We start from the raw sequence: 18,488 nt of genomic DNA, 5'->3' as shown, positions 1-18,488 counted from the left end.
CCAGTCGGTTGTTAAGCGTGGATGCCCACGGTTGACGCCCAGAAAACACCGATGTTTCTTCGGCCACAAAGGCAAGAGAAATGGCCATCTGACCCCTATCGCCGGTATCCGCTGATCGGCTCTGTGGCAGCTTCGGGTCGGAAGCTGCCACCTAGCATCAACGAAAAGAAAAGGGCCCCCTCGGGCCCTTTTCTCACATCTCATCCAACCACCGGTCTCACCCACACTTCGAGTAGCCACAATTCAAGCAAGTCGCGCACCCGTCCATGATCACCACCGCCTTCTGGCTGCACTTGTGGCACATGGTGGCCGACGGCGGGAACGAGGCGCCTTCGCCGGTGACCGCCACGTCCTCGCTGCGCGGGGCTTCGGCCACCTTCGGCTCGGGGAACAGGTCGGCTACGTCAGAGTTTTTTTTTGAGCGGTCTTCGTAGGCGCGGCGCTTCTCGGCGATCAGCGCGCGCTGCTCCGGGCTCATCTCCGGGTCGTGCAGCATGCCGATCGACTTGAGGTGGTCTTCGACAATCGCGCCCAGCTCGGCCACCAGCGACGGCATGTACACGCCGCCGGCCTTGAAGTAGCCGCCGCGCGGGTCGAACACGGCCTTCATTTCCTCGACCACGAAGGTCACGTCGCCGCCCTTGCGGAACACTGCGCTCATGATGCGGGTCAGCGCCACGATCCACTGGAAGTGGTCCATGTTCTTCGAGTTGATGAAGATCTCGAAGGGGCGGCGCAGTTCGTGCTCGGTACCGGCGTTGAGCACGATGTCGTTGATCGTCACGTACAGGGCGTGCTCGAACAGCGGCGATTTGATCTTGTAGGTGCTGCCGATCAGGATTTCCGGGCGCTCGATGCGCTCGTGCATCTGGATGACGTTGTCGGCCGGCGCGTCCACCGGCGCGGCGCTCTTGGCAGCCTCCGCCTGGGCTTGCTGCTTGGCCTTGTCTTCGGGCGTAACAACGCTGTAGCCCTTGATTTTCTTGTCGATCTTGACGGCCATCGGCCCTTGCTCCTGATGCGGTGTTGCGGTTGCGTTGCGGTGTGGGGGTGGTCCGGGCCTCCCCTGCAACGCAGGGGAGGTTCGGTACCGGGACGTGCTTACTTCTTCTTGGCAGCCTTCTTCGCGACCTTCTTGGCGGGACGCTTGGCTACCTTCTTCGCGGCCTTCCTGGCCGGCGCCTTCTTGGCTACCTTCTTGGCCGCCGCCTTGCGTGCGGTGGTCTTTTTGGCAACCTTCTTCGCGGCCTTCTTGGCGGTCGCCTTGCGGGCAGTCGTCTTCTTGGCGGCCTTCTTGACGGCCTTCTTCACTGCCTTCTTGGCCGCGGCCTTCTTTGCCGTGGCCTTCTTCGCCACCTTCTTGGCGGCCTTCTTCACCGCCGCCTTCTTGGCGGTGGCCTTCTTGGCAGCCTTCTTCACTGCCTTCTTCGCGGCGGTCTTCTTGCCGGTGGCCTTGGCCTTCAGCACCTTCGCTTCCTTCTTGGCGGCGGCACTGGCGCTGGCGAGCTTCTTCTTGGCGGTGCCGACGGCCTTCTTGGCCGCCTTGCGTGCCTTGGTCGCGGTCTTCTTGACCTTGTCCACGGCGCCCTCGGCGGTGTGGGCAATCGCGCTGCCGATGTTGCTGGCGGTCTCCATCACGTTCTCGGCGGCCTGGTTCAGGGTCGCCGTCACTCCATTACCGTTGCTCATGCAGCCCTCCTTGCGGGCATATGCGTACAGAAGTTGGGTGTTACCGGAGCGATGCTATACCTGCTGCGCTTGCAACGCGCCGTGAAGCGCGCTGCAAGCAGGGCCGGGAACGTGGCCGCGGAACCGGCCCGGTTTCCGCGCGGGGCGACGCGGTCGCCCCCACCGTGATCCGCAAGGATCAGAACTTGCCGTAATAGCCTTCCTTCAGCGCATCGAACAGGTTGGCGGCGGTGTGCATCTCGCCGTCGTATTCGATCTGTTCGTTGCCCTTGACCTCCAACACCGTGCCATCCTCCAGCTCGAAGCGGTAGGTGGTGTTCTCCAGGTCCGCTTCCTTGACCAGCACGCCCTGGAAGGCGGCCGGGTTGAAGCGGAACGTGGTGCACCCCTTCAGGCCCTGCTGGTGGGCGTAGGTGTAGATGTCCTTGAAGTCCTCGTACGGGTAGTCGGTCGGGACGTTGGCGGTCTTGGAGATCGAGCTGTCCACCCACTTCTGCGCGGCGGCCTGCACGTCCACGTGCTCCTTCGGCGTGATGTCGTCGGCGGCGATGAAGTAGTCCGGCAGCTTGGCGGCCTCGTCATCGGCAAACGGCATGGCCTTGGGGTTGACCAGCTCGCGGTAGGCCAGCAGCTCGAACGAATAGACGTCGACCTTTTCCTTCGACTTCTTGCCTTCGCGGATGACGTTGCGGCTGTAGTGGTGCGCGAACGAGGGTTCGATGCCGTTGGAGGCGTTGTTGGCCAGCGACAGGCTGATGGTGCCGGTCGGGGCGATGGAGCTGTGGTGGGTGAAGCGCGCGCCGACGTCGGCCAGCTCGTCCACCAGCTCCGGGGCCACGCCGGCCACGCGCTGCATGTAGCGGCTGTACTTGGCGTGCAGCACCTTGCCGGGGATTTCCTGGCCGATCTTCCAGCCGTCCTTCACCATTTCCGGGCGCTTGCGCAGCATCTCGGCGGTGACGGCAAAGCGCTCTTCCATGATCGGCGCCGGGCCCTTTTCCTTGGCCAGCTCCAAGCCCATCTCCCAGCCGGCGACGGCCATCTCGCGGGCGATGCGCTCGGTGAACTCGCACGACTCCTTCGAGCCGTACTTCATCTGCAGCATGGTCACGGTGCTGCCCAGGCCCAGGAAGCCCATGCCGTGGCGGCGCTTGCGCATGATCTCGTCGCGCTGCTGTTGCAGCGGCAGGCCGTTCACCTCGACCACGTTGTCCAGCATGCGGGTGAACACGCGCACCACTTCCTTGTACTCCTCCCAGTCGAACTCGGCCTGGTCGGTGAAGGCGTTGCGCACGAACTTGGTCAGGTTGACCGAACCCAGCAGGCACGCGCCGTACGGCGGCAGCGGCTGCTCGCCACACGGGTTGGTGGCGCGGATGTTCTCGCACCACCAGTTGTTGTTCATCTCGTTGACGCGGTCGATCAGGATGAAGCCCGGCTCGGCGTAGTCATACGTCGAGACCATGATCATGTCCCACAGGTGGCGGGCACGGATGTGGCCGTAGATCTTGCAGGCCACCAGGCCGTCGTCGCGGGTGATGTAGTTGCGGTGCGCCGGCCAGTCGCGCCAGACCACCTGGGTGGCGTCGGCCAGGTCCAGGTCGTCCTTTTCCTTGATGTTGACCGGGAACACCAGCGGCCAGTCGGCGTCGTTGTGCACGGCGTCCATGAACCCGTCGGTGATCAGCAGCGACAGGTTGAACTGGCGCAGGCGGCCGTCCTCGCGCTTGGCACGGATGAAGTCCTTCACGTCCGGGTGCGACACGTCGAACGTGCCCATCTGCGCGCCGCGGCGGCCACCGGCCGAGGACACGGTGAAGCACATCTTGTCGAAGATATCCATGAAGGACATCGGACCGGAGGTGTACGCGCCGGCGCCGGCGACGAACGCGCCACGCGGGCGCAGCGTGCTGAACTCGTAGCCGATGCCGCAACCGGCCTTCAGCGTCAGCCCGGCCTCGTGCACCTTCTCCAGGATGCCGTCCATCGAGTCCTCGATGGTGCCCGACACGGTGCAGTTGATGGTGGAGGTGGCGGGCTTGTGCTCCAGCGCGCCGGCGTTGGAGGTGATGCGGCCGGCGGGGATGGCACCGCGGCGCAGCGCCCAGGTGAAGCGCTCCTGCCAGTACTGCTGCTTCTCGGCGGTCGGCTCGGCCTCGGCCAGCGCCTTGGCCACGCGCTGGTAGGTGCCGTCGATGTCGGCATCGATGGCCTCGCCGGTCTTGGTCTTCAGCCGGTACTTCTTGTCCCAGATGTCCGTGGACGCGGGTTGCATCGGGATGTCTTTGGCTGTGGTGACCATCTTTACCGCCTCGAGGCGCACGGTGCTCATGCCTGTCCTGTCTCCGTGATTGTGGCCGCGGAGGGCATCCGCAACCATGGTTTCTTGTTGTTTCCGCGCCCGCGGAAAACCGCCGACGCGCGTGCCCGCGGCTGCGTCATCCGCGCCGCGTTTGCTGCTGTTTTTCAGGGCCGAAGGCCATGCTTGCTTCGTTCATGCGCCATACCCCATGGTCGCCTTACCGATCCAAGCGAACCCCTAAGAGTGGGATTCCCCATCGACACGACCACAAGATGTAGTGTGCCGTAACGGCATTCGAAACTACCCCCCACCCCGAGGGAAGTCAACGGTTTTTTGACGGCCGTCTCGTATTGACTTCGCTGCCAGACAAGCGGGGCGGGGGCTGCAACGCAACGGCGGATTTTTCTTGTCGGACAACGATGGTGATGCGGCGCACAAACCGCCATGTCGCCCATCGGTGACCACGCCGGTGCAATGCCGGTGTCCGGCGTTCCGCGGGCGCCCATCCCACCCTTGAATGCCCCGCCTTCAGCCCTGATTGCAGCAGCCGATTCGAAACTGAACAACAACCGCTTATCGTGGGCCCCATGCCACACCCGGCCCGCCCCCACCCGACGCAACGCCGATGAAGACTTCGACCAAGACGCTGCTCGCCCTGTCCCTTGCCGCCGCCTTCGGTGGTTTTGCCGCCACCGCCATCCGCGAAGGCCTGCGCACGCCCGCGCAGGCCGAGCCGCTTCCGGCCGCCAGCACACCGATGACCGCCGCGTTGCCCGCCGCGGTGGGTAACCAGACGCTGCCCTCGCTGGCGCCGATGCTGGCACGGGTCACCCCGGCGGTGGTCAGCGTGCACACCAAGCAGCGGGTGCGGGTCAGCCCGTTCGGCAGCGACCCGATCTTCCGCCGCATGTTCCCCGAACTGACCCAGGAGCGGATCAACGAGTCGCTGGGCTCGGGCGTTATTGTCGACGCGCAGCGTGGGCTGGTGCTGACCAACCACCACGTGATCGAAGGCGCCGACGCGGTGTCGGTGACGCTGGCCGATGGGCGCACGCTCAAGGCCGACTTCATCGGTTCCGACGCCGACACCGACATCGCGGTGATGCGCATTGCCGCCGACAAGCTGCAGGCGCTGCCGCTGGGCGATTCCAATGCGCTGCGCGTGGGCGACTTCGTGGTGGCCGTGGGCAACCCGTTCGGTATCGGCCAGACGGTGACCTCGGGCATCGTCTCGGCGGTGGGCCGCAGCGGCCTGCGCGGGCTGGGCTTCCAGAACTTCATCCAGACCGATGCCTCGATCAACCCGGGCAACTCCGGCGGTGCGCTGGTCAACCTCAATGGCGAGCTGGTCGGCATCAACACCGCCAGCTTCAATCCGCGCGGCAGCATGGCCGGCAACATCGGCCTCAGCTTCGCCATCCCCACCAGCCTGGTGCGCAACGTGATGAACCAGCTGGTGGCCACCGGCGAGGTGCGCCGCGGCACGCTGGGGCTGGAGACGCAGGACCTGGATGCGCGCCTGGCCGCCAGCCTCGGCGTGACCGACCCGCGTGGCGCAGTGGTGACCCGGGTCTTTGGCGGCAGCGCGGCGGCGACCGCGGGCCTGCGCGCCGGCGACGTGATCACCGCGGCCAACGGCGAGCGCGTGGACGGCCGCGATGCCCTGCGCAACTTCGAGGGCTTGCAGGCGGTGGGCAGCCGGGTGACGCTGGACGTGCTGCGCGACGGCAAGCCGCTGAAGCTGACGACGACGTTGCGCGAGCAGCCTCGCGCGCTGACCGGCGCGGACCTGGACGAGCGCCTGGCCGGCGCCACCTTCGCCGAACTGCCCGAACGCCTGCGCCAGGCCGGCGAACAGGGCGTGCTGGTGGAAGCGGTGGCCCGCGGCAGCCGCGCGGCGCAGAATGGCTTGCAGGCCGGCGACCGGATCGTCGCGGCCAGCACCGGCGAGTTCGACGACTTGCCGGGCTTCCGCGCCGGCTTCACACGGCCCCCGGCACAGTTGGTGCTGCGCGTCGTGCGGGGCAACCAACGCGGCGACCTGCCGATGCGCTGACCCCACCCCATAAGGAGCGGTAAGGATGAGCCCGAACGCAACCGATTCGATGAAGTCCAACCTCGGCGAGGCTGGCGGCCAGTTGCGCCAGGCCGCGGTCGATGCCGGCGCGGCCCTCAAGGATGCCGCCAGCGCGGCGGGCGCCGAACTGAAGGTAGGCAAGGCCAACGTCAAAGCCGACCTGGCCGACAGCGCCCTGGCGGGCATTGCCGCAGCCGAAGACGCCGGTGGCGCCGCACGCGAACAGGTGGACGCCCTGATGGACAAGGGCCGCGACCTGATCGACAGCGCCGCCGAGCTGATCCGCGAACGGCCGCTGGCCTCGTTCGGCGTGGCCTTCGCCGCGGGCTGGATCATCGCCAAGCTGGCCCGCAGCGGCGACAAGTAAGCCATGGGTGCCAGCGGGATCGGGGACGACCGCGCCACGCCCAACGCTCCCGGGGCGGGCCCCGCGCCCGACCTGGAGGAATCGCTGCGCGACGTCGGTGATGCCGGCAAGGCCACGCTGAAAGCCTCGGTCGACGCGGCCAAGGCGTTCCGCACGCTGGTGCTGGCCGATATCTCGCTGGCGCGAAGTGCGTTCGGGCGTGCGCTGGCGTTCACCGGCGTCGCCATCGCCTTCGGCGCGTCGGCGTGGTTGTTGCTGATGGCGACGCTGATCGTGGCGCTCAGCCGCGGGCTGGGCTGGCCGTGGGCGTGGTCGCTGTTGCTGACCGCGGTGATCAGCCTGGTGGTCACCGGTGTTGGCGCATGGCGCGCCATCCGCTATTTCGAACACACGCGCCTGCAAGCCACGCGCCGACAGCTGGCGCGGCTGGGCATCGGCGAGCTGGCCGACTTCACCCCGACGCCCGGCTCGCCAGAGTCCACCCGCCAGGCCACCGAAGCCGAGTCGCCGGAAACGCCCGCCGGCGAGCCGGTGAAGGACAAGCGCGGCGTGGACATCACCCCCCCCTGAGGCCCGCGCATGGGATTCGAGCAACTCATCGAGAAGGTGCACCAGGCCGAGGACGCGCTGGAGGCGCGCGAACGGGCGGTGGTGGCCTACGCCGGACAGGCGAAAGCATCGTGGGTGTCCGCATGGACCCCGGGGCGCATCGTGGTGGCGGGGCTGGTCAGCGGCTTCCTGGTCGGTCGTGCGCGGCCATTGCGCGCGGCCGGCAGCGGCGGTCAGTGGCTGCAGATGATCACCGCACTGTCGGGGATGCTCGCCAGCGGCAGTGCACAGGTGGCGGCACAGAGCGCCGACGAGGCCGCCAGCGAGGCCAGCAACGCGGCGGCGGCCGTTGCACCTGAGGGCGCCGCGGCCACCCCCGGCACGGAACCCGACCATCCCGATGCCTGATCACCGGCGCACCGACATGCCCTCCCCGCCTTCCACCGGATCCGGCCCCGCCTCGCCCACCACCGCGCGCGACGACGACGAGGCCATCGCCGCTTCGACCACGCACACAGAGTTGCCGCCGCGCCCGCGCTCCAGCACGGCGGCGCTGGTGCTGGCCACGCTGGCCGTGGGCTTCACCCTGTGGGCAACGCAGGGGCTGGTGTTGCCGATCCTGCTGGCGATGTTCTTCGCCCTGGTCGGCAACCCGATCATCCGCGGGCTGCAGCGGCTGTACGTGCCGCGGTTCATCGGCGCGCTGGCCGTGCTGTGCGGCGGCATCGCCATCACCGTGCTGCTGGGCAGCCAGCTGGTGGAGCCGGTGGGCGACTGGATGCGCGAGGTACCGCGCGAGATGCGAAGCGTGGCGCCCAAGCTGCAGCGCATGATCAAGCCGGTGCAGGAGGCCAACAAGGCCGCCGAGAACATCGCCCGCGCTGCCGGTGGCGAGAACACCACCAAGCCGGTGCAGGTGGTGAAGACCGAGGCCAACGACCCGTACAAGGTGCTGATGACCACGCCACGCCTCGCCGCGTCGGTGCTGGCGGTGGTGCTGCTCACCTTCTTCTTCATGGTCTACGGCGCGAACCTGCAGAAGAAGGCGCTGGCGCTGCTGCCCGGGCGCCAGCAGCAGAAGCTGACGGTGGAAATCCTGCAATCGATCGAGCGCGAGATCTCGCGCTACGTGCTGACCATCACCGTGATCAACTTCGTGGTCGGCCTGGTGTTCGCCGGCGCCCTGATGCTGCTCGACGTGCCCATGCCCGAGGCGCTGATGTGGGGCACGATGGCCGCGCTGCTGAACTTCGCGCCGTACGTGGGCCCGCTGATCGGCATCATCGTGATGCTGCTGATGGGCTTCGTCAGCTTCGACGAGCCGCTGCAGTCGCTGCTGCCGGCCGGCATCTACCTGCTGCTGCACACGCTGGAAGGCCAGATCATCACCCCCATCGTGCTGGGCAAGCGCATGGCGATCTCGCCGCTGATGCTGATCCTGGCGCTGATGGTGTCCGGCTGGCTGTGGGGCATCATCGGCCTGCTGCTGGCGGTGCCGCTGCTGGTCTGCGTCAAGCTGGTGCTGGAGCGGATCGAAGGGCTGGACGGTTGGGCAAGGCTGCTGGAATGAACTGCGAAACGGTCTCACCGACCGCTGCGCCGCCATATGGACTGAAGCGCATCCGGGCGGCTGGCACATCGCGTCGTCACGTGCCGTTCCGGCAGCCCGGGAACCCGCGGGGTAAAATGACCGGGTGAGCTTCCCCGTCTTCGCCATCACCCTCGACCTCGACGACACGCTGTGGCCCATCGGCCCGGCGATCAACCGCGCCGAGGAACGGCTCGATGCCTGGATGAAGACGCACGCGCCGCGCAGCTTCGCCCGCTGGCCGCAGGCCAAACGCCGCAAGCTGCGCGAACAGGTCGATCTGGAACGCCCACACCTGTCGCACGACATGACGGTGCAACGGCAGTGGATGCTGGAGCGCATGCTGGCCGAGGCCGGCGACGACATCGCCCTGATGCCGGCCGCCTACGAGGCCTACTTCGCCGGCCGCTGTGACGTGAAGCACTACGGCGACAGCGTGCCTGCCCTCGACCGCCTCGCCGCGCGCGTGCCGCTGGCCGCAGTCAGCAACGGCAACGCCGACCTGCAGCGCATCGGCCTGATGCACCTGTTCCGCTTCCAGCTGGGCGCGCGCGAGCACGGCAAGGCCAAGCCGTCGGCCTGCATCTTCCACGCCGCCTGCGCGCAACTGGACGTCGCGCCGATGCACGTGCTGCACGTGGGCGATGACCCGGAGGCCGACGTCATCGGCGCGCACCACGCCGGCCTGCGCACCTGCTGGATCAACCGCGAGCGCCGCACCTGGCCGCGAAGCGACATCCAACCCGACCTGCAATTCACCAACCTCGCCGCACTGGCCGACTGGCTGGACGCGACGCACCCGACGAGCTGACCCCATGCCCCTGCCCACCGGTTTCACCGACGCCTCCGCTTCCGCCCTGCCGCTGCACGTGGTCAGCCGGGCCGACTTCGCCACCTGGCGCGATGCGCAGCCCGCGCACGTCGCGGCGTGGGTGCAAGCGCAGGGCTTCGATGGCAGCGCCAACAGCGCGCTGCCCCTGCCCGGCGCCGACGGCGCGATGGCCGGCGCGGTGATCGGCGTGGGCGACGCACTGGACCCGTACGCCTACGGCCACGCCCCTTCCGCCCTGCCGGTACGGGCCTGGGCACTGGCGACCGCGCTGGAGCCCGCGCAGAAGGCCGCACTGCAGCTGGGCTGGGGCTTGGGCAGCTACCGCTTCAACCGCTACAAGCAACCGCTGCGCCCACCCGCGCAACTGGTGCTGGACGGCGACACCGCCGAACTGACCGACGTGCTCGCCGCCTGCCTGCGCACGCGCGACCTGATCAACACGCCCACCGAGCACATGGGCCCCGACCAGCTGGAACAGGTGGCCTGCGAAATTGCCGAACGCCATGGCGCGCGCATCGAAGTGATCAGCGGCGATGATCTGCTGGCGAAGAACTTCCCCGCAATCCACGCCGTCGGCCGCGCCAGCCACCGTGCGCCACGACTGATCGCGCTGGAGTGGGGTGACGCGGCACATCCGCACGTGGCCATCGTCGGCAAGGGCGTGTGCTTCGACACCGGCGGCCTGGACCTCAAGCCCGCCGACGGCATGCGCAACATGAAGAAGGACATGGGCGGCGCCGCGCATGCCATCGCGCTGGCCGAGCTGGTGATGGCGCGCAAGCTGCCGTTGCACATCACCCTGCTGGTGCCGGCGGTGGAGAACGCGGTGGGCCCCAACAGCTACCGCCCGGGCGAGGTGATCGCCACCCGCGCCGGCCTCAGCGTGGAGATCGACAACACCGACGCCGAAGGCCGCGTGGTGCTGTGCGATGCGCTGGCCTACGCCGGCGAGCAGAAGCCGGCGCTGCTGCTGGACTTCGCCACACTCACCGGCGCGGCGCGCATCGCGCTGGGCCCGGACCTGCCGGCGCTGTTCAGCAATGACGATGCGCTGGCCCAGCAGTGGCTCGATGCCGGCATCCAGTTGCGTGACCCGCTGTGGCGCATGCCGCTGTGGCGTCCGTACTGGCGCTACCTCACCAGCGGCATCGCCGATATCGCCAACGGCGGTCCGTCGAAGATGGCCGGCAGCGTCACCGCCGCGCTTTACCTGGAGCGCTTCGTGCCCGCCGGGCAGAAGTGGGCGCACCTGGATGTGTACAGCTGGAACGACGCCGACCGCCCGGGCCGCCCGGCCGGTGGCGAGGCGCAGGGCCTGCGTGCGGCGTTCGCGCTGCTCAAGGCGCACGCCTGAGCGCTGGGAGCATCCGCGCTCGGCAGGGGCGTGCGCGGGACTGAATGCTGGGCGGCGCGGGGGACGGCGCCGCCAGGTTGACTTGTGGCAGGTGACGGCCGTCACGGCTTGCGGTCACACTGCACGCCATGCCTGTAACGGAAGACCGCATGAACCGTCCGCAAGAGATGCTGGAGCAATTGCGCATTGAACGTCGCCCCGGCGCCAAGGGCGCCAAGCGCCGGAAATGGCCTTGGATCGCCGGCGGGGCCGTCGTGCTGCTGGGCCTGTTCCTGGTAATGGGCATGAACCGCCCCGTGCCGGTGGACACCGCGCCCGCCCTCGACGCCGCCGACCCGGCCAACGCCTCGGTGCTGGATGCATCCGGCTACATCGTCGCGCGACGCATCGCCACGGTCTCGTCCAAGGTCACCGGCAAGGTGCGCGAGGTGCTGATCGAGGAAGGCCAGAAGGTCGTGGAAGGCCAGGTATTGGCGCGACTGGATCCGCTGGACGCCGATGCCCAGCGCGAATTGGCCGGTGCGCAGCTGGCCGCCGCGCGCAGCCAGGCCGCGCAGGTGCAGGCGCAGTTGCGCGAGGCCGAAGCGCAGGCGACACGCCTGCAGTCGCTGGTGCGCGACAAGCTGGTCTCGCGCGCGCAGTACGACCAGGCCATTGCCCAGCGCGACGCCCTGCGTGCGCAACTGGCCAGCGTGCAGCGCGACACCAGCGTGGCCGGCCGCCAGCTGCAGGTCGCCGAGATCGGCCTCGACAACACCGTGGTGCGTGCGCCGTTCGCGGGCGTGGTCACCGCCAAGGCGGCGCAACCGGGCGAGATTGTGTCGCCGATCTCCGCCGGCGGCGGCTTCACCCGCACCGGCATCGGCACCATCGTCGACATGGATTCGCTGGAAGTGCAGGTGGACGTCAACGAGGCCTACATCGGCCGTGTGCAGCCGGGCATGCCGATCGAAGCGGTGCTCAACGCCTACCCGGACTGGCGCATCCCCGGCGAAGTCATCGCCATCATCCCCACCGCCGACCGCACCAAGGCCACGGTCAAGGTGCGCATCGCGCTTGCGCAGAAGGATCCGCGCATCGTGCCGGACATGGGCGTGCGTGTGAGCTTCCTGGAGAAGGCCGGCGCCAACGCGACCAAGCCGGTGGGCGTGTGGATCCCGGCCAAGGCGATCGTCCTGCCCGAGGGCACCGATGCCAAGGCCGCCGGAAGGGCCAGGAGCGGCCACGTGTTTGTCGTGGCCGACGGTAAGGCCACGCATCGCGAGGTGCAGCTGGCCGAAGTGCGCGATGCCGACCGCCACGTCATCGCCGGGCTCAAGCCCGATGAGACGGTGGCGCTGGACCCGTCCAAGCTGCGCGATGGCCAGCGCGTGACCACCGCTGCGGACAAGCGGTGAACGCATGGACGCACGCCCGCTGGTCCAGATCCGCGACCTGACCAAGACCTACGAGCGCGGTAAGGAGCGCATCGAGGTGCTGCACCACATCAACCTCGATATCCCGCACGGCGATTTCGTCGCGCTGATGGGGCCCTCGGGCTCGGGCAAGACCACCCTGCTCAACCTGATCGGTGGACTGGACTCGCCCACCGAAGGCGACCTGCGCGTGGACGGCGTCGCCATCGACGACCTCGACGGCGACGCGCTGGCCGCATGGCGCGCCGAGACCGTGGGCTTCATCTTCCAGAGCTACAACCTGATGCCGGTGCTGACCGCGCAGAAGAACGTGGAGCTGCCGCTGCTGCTCACCGACATGGGCGCCGCCGAACGCGCGCGTCGAGCCAGCGTGGCGTTGGAGCTGGTCGGCCTCGGCGATCGCGCCAGGCACAAGCCCAACGAGCTCTCCGGCGGCCAGCAGCAGCGCGTGGCCATCGCCCGCGCACTGGTCTCCGACCCGCTGCTGCTCATCTGCGACGAGCCCACTGGCGACCTCGACCGCAAGACCGCCGATGAAGTGCTGACCCTGCTGCAGCAGCTCAACCGCGAATTCGGCAAGACCATCGTGATGGTGACCCACGACCCGAAAGCCGCCGACTACGCCAAGCACACCGTGCATCTGGACAAGGGCACGCTGGTGGATGAGCCGACGGCAGGCACGCACTGACCCATGCTGCGCAAATACCTGCCACTGGTGTGGGGCTCGCTGTTCCGCAAGAAGACGCGGACCGGCTTCACCCTCGCCTCGCTGACTGCGGCGTTCCTGCTGCTGGGGCTGCTGCAGGCGGTGAATTCGCTGTTCAATTCCGGGGCGGACTTCCTCGGCGCCAACCGGCTGATCGTGCAGGCCAAGACCAGCTTCACCCAGCCGCTGCCGATGCGCATGCTGCCGCAGTTGGAAGCGGTGCCGGGCGTGGAGCGCGTCGCCACCTCGCAGTTCTTCGGCGGTCAGTACCGCGACGAGCGCGCCGGCTTCCCGCAGTTCGCAGTGATTCCGCAGCGTTTGCGCGACACCTACCCCGAGTGGGTCATGCCCGAGGACCAGTGGCGCGCGTTCGTCTCCACCCAGGACGGCGCCATCGTCGGCCGCAATCTCGCCAACAAGTACGGCTGGAGGCTGGGCGACATCGTGCCGCTCAACAGCTTCATCTGGACCAAGGCCGACGGCAGCCGGATCTGGGAGTGGCGCATCGTCGGCATCTTCGACGGCCGCGACGCCAAGTGGCAGGAGCAGGCCGGCATCATGTACCTGCATTACGGCCAGTTCGACGAGGCGCGCAGTGAGCGGGCGAAGGGACTGGCCGGCGTGTTCATCGTGCGCGTGGCCGACCCGCTGGATTCGCCGCGCGTGGCCGCGGAGATCGACCGCCGCTTCGCCAACTCCGCCGAAGAAACCAAGACCCAGAACGAGCAGGACTTCCAGCTCGGCTTCCTGCGCCAGTTCGGCGACATCGGCTTCATCATGAATGCCATCTCCGGCGCGGTGTTCTTCACCATCCTGATCCTCACCGGCTTCACCATGAGCCAGGCGGTGCGCGAACGCATTCCCGAGTTGGCGGTGCTCAAGTGCCTGGGCTTCACCGACCGCACCGTGCTGTGGCTGGTGCTGGCCGAGGCGCTGCTGCTCTGCGCACTCGGCGCCGCGCTGGGCATGGGGCTGGCGGCGGTGATCACCGCGCACCTGCCGCCCGAATTTCCGCCACTGCAACCCGACCGCCGGGTGTGGCTGTTCGTGACCGCAGCGGTGCTGGTGCTGACCGCCGCGGTGGGCCTGCCGCCCGCGCTGCGCGCGATGCGGCTGAAGATAGTCGATGCACTGGCGGGGCGCTGACATGCGCGCCATTCACGACCATTGCGCAATCGGCGCCCGCGGGCGCGGCACGGATTTGGGGCGGCAACGATGAGCGGCCGACAGCAGAACGCGTTCCGCCAGATCCGCGAGATCGTGCTGATGAACCTGCAGAGCATCCCGCAGCGTTGGGGCGCCTCGCTGGTCATCGTGGTCGGCATCGCTGGCGTGGTCGCGGTACTGGTGGCGATGTTGTCGATGTCCGCCGGACTGACCCGCACCCTCGGCACCACCGGTCGCATGGACCGCGCCGTGGTGCTGCGTGGCGGCAGCACCGCCGAGCTGTCCAGCTTCCTCGACCGCGCGCTGGTCACCCTGATCAAGCAGGATCCGGCCATCGCCCGCGGCCGCGACGGCCTGCCACTGGCGTCCGGCGAGATCATCGTGATCACCGAGGTGGCTCGCAAGGGACAGAGCGGCGGCACCAATGTGACCCTGCGCGGGGTTGAGCCCAACGCCTTCGAGTTGCGTCCCGAGCTGACCCTGGTGCAGGGCCGCCGCTTCCGGCCGGGCCTGCAGGAGCTGCTGGTGGGCGCGGCCGCGCAACGCCAGTTCGACGGATTGGACGTCGGCCGCACCCTGCGCTTCAAGGGCTCGGACTGGCGCATCGTCGGTGTGTTCGAATCCGACGGCGATGGCCACGAGTCCGAATTGTGGGCCGACACCGAATCGGTGCAGAACGCCTTCGACCGCAGTGGCTACTCCTCGGTGCTGGCGCAGATGACCAGCGTTGCGGCCTTCGACGGCTTCCGCGAACGGCTGAAGAACGACCCACAGCTAACCGTCGATGTCGAACCGGAGCTGGAGTACTTCAGCAAGCAGTCCGAAACGCTGACCTTCCTGATCCGCCTGCTGACCAATGTCATCACCGTGATCATGGCGATCGGCGCGTTGTTCGGCGCACTCAACACCATGTACTCGGCGGTGTCGGCGCGCACGCGGGAGATCGGGACGCTTCGGGCGCTCGGCTTCGGCCGGCTGCCGGTGATCGCCTCGGTGATGGCCGAGGCATTGGTGCTGGCCGTGGCCGGCGGTCTGCTGGGCGCGCTGCTGGCCTACCTGATGTTCAACGGCTACAGCGTGTCCACGCTCAGTCCCGGCTCGTTCACCCAGGTAGCGTTCAACTTCGCGGTGACACCGGAGCTGCTGGTGCAGGGCCTGGCGTGGGCGCTGCTGATCGGCTTCCTCGGCGGGTTGATGCCCGCGCTGCGGGCGGCGCGGATTCCGGTGACTGAAGCCCTGCGGGCCACCTGAGCGGCAAGCCGTTACGCTGTCAGCCAAGTGTCGCTGCACGGTGCCGCCAGCACAGCAGCTTGTTCGCGCTGGCAGGCGATGCCTTACCGTTCCATGGGTGTTGCAGGTGCGGGCGCGCGATGCCGCGATTGTCGCCAGCCGTCCACTGCGAACACCGCCAACCCTAGCCAGATCAGGCCAAACCCCAGCATCCGCTCGCGCGGAAACGCCTCACCCAGCACCAGCGCACCCACCAGCAGCTGCAACGTCGGCGAGATGTACTGCAGCATGCCGACGATGGTGTACGGCACGCGGCGCACGGCAAAGGCGAATCCGATCAGTGGCAGCGCGGTCAACGCACCGCCCAACACCAGCAGCAGGTCGATGCCCAGCCCCCAGCCGGAGGTGAAGTGGCCTTGGCCGGACAGCTCCAACCAGACCAGTGCCGCCAGCGCCGGCAGGAACAGGTAAGCGCCTTCCACTCCGAGCCCGAGCACCGCATCCACCGCCAGCACCTTGCGCAGCAGCCCATAGGCGGCAAACGACAGCGCCAGCCCCAGCGCGATCCACGGCAACTGGCCCAGTGCAACGGTCAGCCACAACACGCCAGCGGCCGCCAGCGCCACCGCCACCCACTGCGCCGGGTTCAAACGCTCGCGCAGCACCAGCACGCCCAGCACCACGTTGACCAGCGGGTTGATGTAGTAGCCCAGGCTGCCTTCGATCACGTGCCCGGCATTCACCGCCCAGATGTACAGGCCCCAATTGAAGGTGATCAGCAGGCTGGTCACGCCCAGCATCGCTGCGGCACGCGGCCGCGCCTTCACTTTTCGCCACCAACCACCGCCCTGGGTCACCACCAGCCACAACGCCACCAGCAGCGCGCTCCACACGATCCGATGCAGCACGATCTGCAGCGACGGCACCACTTTGAGCTGGTGCCAGTACAGCGGCATCAGCCCCCACAGCACGAACGAGGCCACCGCGCCCCACAATCCGGCGCGGTCGATGCGGGTGCCTGTGCTCATGCCGCAGGCTCGGATTCGGCGGGCGGTTCCGCTGGCTTGGCCGCGCGCGCCTTGGCCAGCGTGATGATCACAACGCCGGCCAGGATCACCGCCATCGCCCCAAGGTCATGCGCGGTAAACCGCTCGCCGGCCAGCAGCGCGCCAAACAGCACCGCGATCGGCGGGTTGACGTAGGCGTAGCTGGTCGCCAGCGCCGGGCGCACGTGGTGCAGCAACCAGATGTAGGCGGTGAAGCCGAAGATCGAACCGGCCACCACCAGGTACAGCATCGCCGCCGTTGCACCGCCCGAGGGCATGCCGTCGAAGCGTTCGCCGGTGACCATCGCCGCCAGCAGCATCCACGCGCTGCCGGTGAGCATCTGCCCCGCGGCCGACATGAATGGGCCGGGCAGGTTCTGGTCGCGGCTCCAGATCGAACCCCACGCCCACGCAATGGGCGCGATGATCAGGCACACCAGTCCCAGCGTCGACGACGACAAGGCGCTGCCCGCGTTGAGCCAGAGCACGCCAAGGAAGCCCACCACCAGGCCGACCCACTCGATCTTCGACGGATGGCGCCCGCGCAGCATCGCGAACACGCCGGCGAACAACGGCATCGATGCCACCGCGATGGCCGCCAGCCCGGAGCCGACCTCGGTCTCGGCCAGGTTCACCAGACCGTTGGAGAGCAACACCATCCAGATCGACAGCACCCACAACGTGCGCCACTGCCTGCCCGTCGGGCGCGCTTCGCCGCGCACGCGCAGCACCGCATACATGGTTGCGCCGGCCAGCGCCATGCGGATGGCCCCGAGCAGGAACGGCGGGTAGCTCTCCAGCGCGAAGCGGATCGCGAGGTAGGTGGAGCCCCACAGGATGTAGACCGATGCCAGCGCGAAGGCGATGGCGGCGGCCGAAGCGGGGCGGGCGGAAACGGCGGTACTCATGCGGGAGGACGCTCGGAAGGGGCCTGGTTCGGAGGTGGCGTCACCCGGCGGTCCCGACCGCCCAAGCAACCCGCACCTGGAGTTCCGCGCACACCTGCCTCGCCGGGCCGATCGCTCCTGCGAGCCGGGCCCCGGCGCCAGCCAGGCGACGAGTGCGTTCAGCGTAGCCGCTGCCCACGCACGGCGATTGAAAATTCATGCGTCATCGCGCAAGAATTTTGCATGGACCAACCACCGTCACTCGACGAATTCGACCATCGTCTACTGGAGCTGCTGCAGCGCGACGCCGACACCACCCTGACCGCGCTGGGCGAGGCCGTGGGTCTGTCAGCCAGTGCCGTGCAACGGCGCATCACCCGCTACCGCGCCAGCGGCCTGTTGCGGCAGGTCGGCGTGCTGGATGCGCGCCAGCTGCCCAGCGTTACCCTCGCCTCGGTACTGGTGGCGATGGAGCGCGAAGGCGCCAAGCGCCACGCTGCGTTCACCGCGCGCATGCGCGCTGCGCCGGAGGTGCAGCAGTGCTATGTGCTGGCCGGCGACTGGGACTACCTGGTGATCCTGGCGACGACCAGCCTGGCGCACTGCCGCGAGGTGGCCGAACGGCTGTTCGTGGATGAAGGCACCATCCGCCGCTACGAGACGCGGATGGTCTTTGACGTGGTCAAGGCGGGGCTGCAGCTGCCGACGCGGGCGGCCGGACGGCGGCGGAAGTGAACGGCTCCAGTAGGGAGTGGCCCTGGGCAGACATCGGTAAACGCTCCCCGCGGCGACGATTGTTGTCGGACTTGGTCGTTGAATTCACTCGCCAACCGCCGATTGCAGCGCCTTAACCGATGACTCCCAGTTGCCAAAGTCATCACTCTCTTCCCACAGCTCCCTGAGCTCAGAGTCGGGGCCCATGATGCGAGTAAGCGCTCCATTAGCCTTGGAGAGTAGATCTTGGGAGGGTTTGGCAGTGATGGATTTAACCCAAGCATCTACCCCTTCGGTGTAGCTGTCGGTTTGCGTGCCGCGCCCAAGTGCCTTGGCGAGAACCTCCGCAGCGGCGATAGCCTCACTGGCTAGATCCGAGTCGAGGTAGTCGGAGCCATTGTCGAGAACGGCTTGGATAGCATTGGCAACGAGGGAAAAGTCTCGCTGCTCATCAAGGCCATATGCCCAATCGCAAGCAGTGTCATTGCCGAATGATTCGTGTGACCAAGCTCCCATGTTGGAACCTCCTTGAAGTTTGAACTGGCGCCTAACGCTTGAATTAAGC

At 67.8% G+C, this 18,488-nt stretch carries 18 protein-coding genes; 12 read left to right on the top strand and 6 right to left on the bottom strand.

From position 1 onward, the window contains the following. Window positions 1-217: 217 nt before the first annotated feature. The 3 genes from N800_RS13915 to N800_RS13905 form a co-directional block, all read right to left on the bottom strand. Complete coding sequence (locus N800_RS13915) at window positions 218-1,003, bottom strand: TSCPD domain-containing protein (RefSeq protein WP_036139916.1); 786 nt, start codon at window positions 1,001-1,003, stop codon at window positions 218-220. A gap of 98 nt (window positions 1,004-1,101) precedes the next feature. Next, on the bottom strand, window positions 1,102-1,689 hold the full coding sequence (locus tag N800_RS13910; protein ID WP_036139914.1) for a hypothetical protein: 588 nt from the start codon (window positions 1,687-1,689) through the stop codon (window positions 1,102-1,104). 178 nt (window positions 1,690-1,867) lie between these two features. After that, on the bottom strand, window positions 1,868-4,021 hold the full coding sequence (locus N800_RS13905) for an adenosylcobalamin-dependent ribonucleoside-diphosphate reductase (protein ID WP_036139911.1): 2,154 nt from the start codon (window positions 4,019-4,021) through the stop codon (window positions 1,868-1,870). 595 nt (window positions 4,022-4,616) lie between these two features. Here N800_RS13905 and N800_RS13900 point away from each other — a divergent pair. The 11 genes from N800_RS13900 (at window position 4,617) to N800_RS13850 (ending at window position 15,297) form a co-directional block, all read left to right on the top strand. Further along, window positions 4,617-6,047, top strand: coding sequence for a Do family serine endopeptidase (locus N800_RS13900; protein WP_036139908.1), 1,431 nt, complete (start codon window positions 4,617-4,619; stop codon window positions 6,045-6,047). A 25-nt stretch (window positions 6,048-6,072) separates the two neighbouring features. Further along, on the top strand, window positions 6,073-6,435 hold the full coding sequence (locus N800_RS13895) for a hypothetical protein (protein WP_036139905.1): 363 nt from the start codon (window positions 6,073-6,075) through the stop codon (window positions 6,433-6,435). Window positions 6,436-6,438: 3 nt separating this feature from the next. Further along, complete coding sequence (locus N800_RS13890) at window positions 6,439-7,005, top strand: phage holin family protein (protein ID WP_156963009.1); 567 nt, start codon at window positions 6,439-6,441, stop codon at window positions 7,003-7,005. 9 nt (window positions 7,006-7,014) lie between these two features. Further along, on the top strand, window positions 7,015-7,392 hold the full coding sequence (locus tag N800_RS15460; protein WP_052108275.1) for a hypothetical protein: 378 nt from the start codon (window positions 7,015-7,017) through the stop codon (window positions 7,390-7,392). 16 nt (window positions 7,393-7,408) lie between these two features. Continuing rightward, window positions 7,409-8,554 carry an AI-2E family transporter gene (locus tag N800_RS13880; RefSeq protein WP_084087704.1) on the top strand — a complete coding sequence of 382 codons (1,146 nt, stop codon included), beginning with the start codon at window positions 7,409-7,411 and terminating at the stop codon, window positions 8,552-8,554. A gap of 124 nt (window positions 8,555-8,678) precedes the next feature. Next, complete coding sequence (locus N800_RS13875; RefSeq protein WP_036139904.1) at window positions 8,679-9,383, top strand: HAD family hydrolase; 705 nt, start codon at window positions 8,679-8,681, stop codon at window positions 9,381-9,383. 4 nt (window positions 9,384-9,387) lie between these two features. Next, entirely contained in the window at window positions 9,388-10,758 is a 1,371-nt protein-coding gene (locus N800_RS13870) for a leucyl aminopeptidase family protein (protein WP_036139901.1), read from the top strand. A gap of 149 nt (window positions 10,759-10,907) precedes the next feature. Next, complete coding sequence (locus tag N800_RS13865) at window positions 10,908-12,155, top strand: efflux RND transporter periplasmic adaptor subunit (RefSeq protein ID WP_036139898.1); 1,248 nt, start codon at window positions 10,908-10,910, stop codon at window positions 12,153-12,155. 4 nt (window positions 12,156-12,159) lie between these two features. Beyond that, window positions 12,160-12,861, top strand: coding sequence for an ABC transporter ATP-binding protein (locus N800_RS13860; RefSeq protein WP_036139896.1), 702 nt, complete (start codon window positions 12,160-12,162; stop codon window positions 12,859-12,861). Window positions 12,862-12,864: 3 nt separating this feature from the next. Continuing rightward, window positions 12,865-14,025 carry an ABC transporter permease gene (locus N800_RS13855; protein ID WP_036139893.1) on the top strand — a complete coding sequence of 387 codons (1,161 nt, stop codon included), beginning with the start codon at window positions 12,865-12,867 and terminating at the stop codon, window positions 14,023-14,025. Between the two features lie 69 nt (window positions 14,026-14,094). Beyond that, a complete protein-coding gene (locus tag N800_RS13850) occupies window positions 14,095-15,297 on the top strand; it encodes an ABC transporter permease (RefSeq protein ID WP_036139890.1) in 1,203 nt (400 codons plus the stop codon). Window positions 15,298-15,380: 83 nt separating this feature from the next. Here N800_RS13850 and rarD read toward each other — a convergent pair whose 3' ends face one another. After that, window positions 15,381-16,304 (bottom strand): EamA family transporter RarD, encoded by a 924-nt coding sequence (gene rarD / locus N800_RS13845; RefSeq protein WP_036139888.1) that lies wholly within the window; start codon window positions 16,302-16,304, stop codon window positions 15,381-15,383. Next, window positions 16,301-17,230: a drug/metabolite exporter YedA gene (gene yedA, locus N800_RS13840; protein ID WP_052108274.1), complete on the bottom strand. Its 930-nt coding sequence runs from the start codon at window positions 17,228-17,230 to the stop codon at window positions 16,301-16,303. The genes rarD and yedA overlap by 4 nt, the downstream gene beginning before the upstream one ends. 222 nt (window positions 17,231-17,452) lie before the next feature. On the opposite strand from yedA, the gene N800_RS13835 reads away from it, so the two are divergent. Continuing rightward, a complete protein-coding gene (locus N800_RS13835) occupies window positions 17,453-17,944 on the top strand; it encodes an Lrp/AsnC family transcriptional regulator (protein ID WP_036139885.1) in 492 nt (163 codons plus the stop codon). Window positions 17,945-18,028: 84 nt separating this feature from the next. Here the strand turns inward: N800_RS13835 and N800_RS13830 are convergent. Continuing rightward, window positions 18,029-18,488: DUF4259 domain-containing protein (locus tag N800_RS13830; RefSeq protein ID WP_232227673.1), on the bottom strand; the 460-nt coding region annotated here is incomplete at its 5' end.

The organism is Lysobacter daejeonensis GH1-9 (assembly GCF_000768355.1).
GTDB lineage: Bacteria > Pseudomonadota > Gammaproteobacteria > Xanthomonadales > Xanthomonadaceae > Aerolutibacter > Aerolutibacter daejeonensis.
This window is presented reverse-complemented; position numbering and strand designations above follow the sequence as displayed.

What these genes read in the sequence shown, in the direction of transcription:
- yedA (WP_052108274.1), bottom strand. Translation starts at nt 17,230, where the DNA reads ATGAGTACCGCCGTTTCCGCCCGCCCCGCTTCGGCCGCCGCCATCGCC.
- N800_RS13865 (WP_036139898.1), top strand. Translation starts at nt 10,908, where the DNA reads ATGAACCGTCCGCAAGAGATGCTGGAGCAATTGCGCATTGAACGTCGC.
- N800_RS13890 (WP_156963009.1), top strand. Translation starts at nt 6,439, where the DNA reads ATGGGTGCCAGCGGGATCGGGGACGACCGCGCCACGCCCAACGCTCCC.
- N800_RS15460 (WP_052108275.1), top strand. Translation starts at nt 7,015, where the DNA reads ATGGGATTCGAGCAACTCATCGAGAAGGTGCACCAGGCCGAGGACGCG.
- N800_RS13860 (WP_036139896.1), top strand. Translation starts at nt 12,160, where the DNA reads ATGGACGCACGCCCGCTGGTCCAGATCCGCGACCTGACCAAGACCTAC.
- N800_RS13870 (WP_036139901.1), top strand. Translation starts at nt 9,388, where the DNA reads ATGCCCCTGCCCACCGGTTTCACCGACGCCTCCGCTTCCGCCCTGCCG.
- N800_RS13905 (WP_036139911.1), bottom strand. Translation starts at nt 4,021, where the DNA reads ATGAGCACCGTGCGCCTCGAGGCGGTAAAGATGGTCACCACAGCCAAA.
- N800_RS13910 (WP_036139914.1), bottom strand. Translation starts at nt 1,689, where the DNA reads ATGAGCAACGGTAATGGAGTGACGGCGACCCTGAACCAGGCCGCCGAG.
- rarD (WP_036139888.1), bottom strand. Translation starts at nt 16,304, where the DNA reads ATGAGCACAGGCACCCGCATCGACCGCGCCGGATTGTGGGGCGCGGTG.
- N800_RS13900 (WP_036139908.1), top strand. Translation starts at nt 4,617, where the DNA reads ATGAAGACTTCGACCAAGACGCTGCTCGCCCTGTCCCTTGCCGCCGCC.
- N800_RS13850 (WP_036139890.1), top strand. Translation starts at nt 14,095, where the DNA reads ATGAGCGGCCGACAGCAGAACGCGTTCCGCCAGATCCGCGAGATCGTG.
- N800_RS13855 (WP_036139893.1), top strand. Translation starts at nt 12,865, where the DNA reads ATGCTGCGCAAATACCTGCCACTGGTGTGGGGCTCGCTGTTCCGCAAG.
- N800_RS13880 (WP_084087704.1), top strand. Translation starts at nt 7,409, where the DNA reads ATGCCCTCCCCGCCTTCCACCGGATCCGGCCCCGCCTCGCCCACCACC.
- N800_RS13895 (WP_036139905.1), top strand. Translation starts at nt 6,073, where the DNA reads ATGAGCCCGAACGCAACCGATTCGATGAAGTCCAACCTCGGCGAGGCT.
- N800_RS13835 (WP_036139885.1), top strand. Translation starts at nt 17,453, where the DNA reads ATGGACCAACCACCGTCACTCGACGAATTCGACCATCGTCTACTGGAG.
- N800_RS13915 (WP_036139916.1), bottom strand. Translation starts at nt 1,003, where the DNA reads ATGGCCGTCAAGATCGACAAGAAAATCAAGGGCTACAGCGTTGTTACG.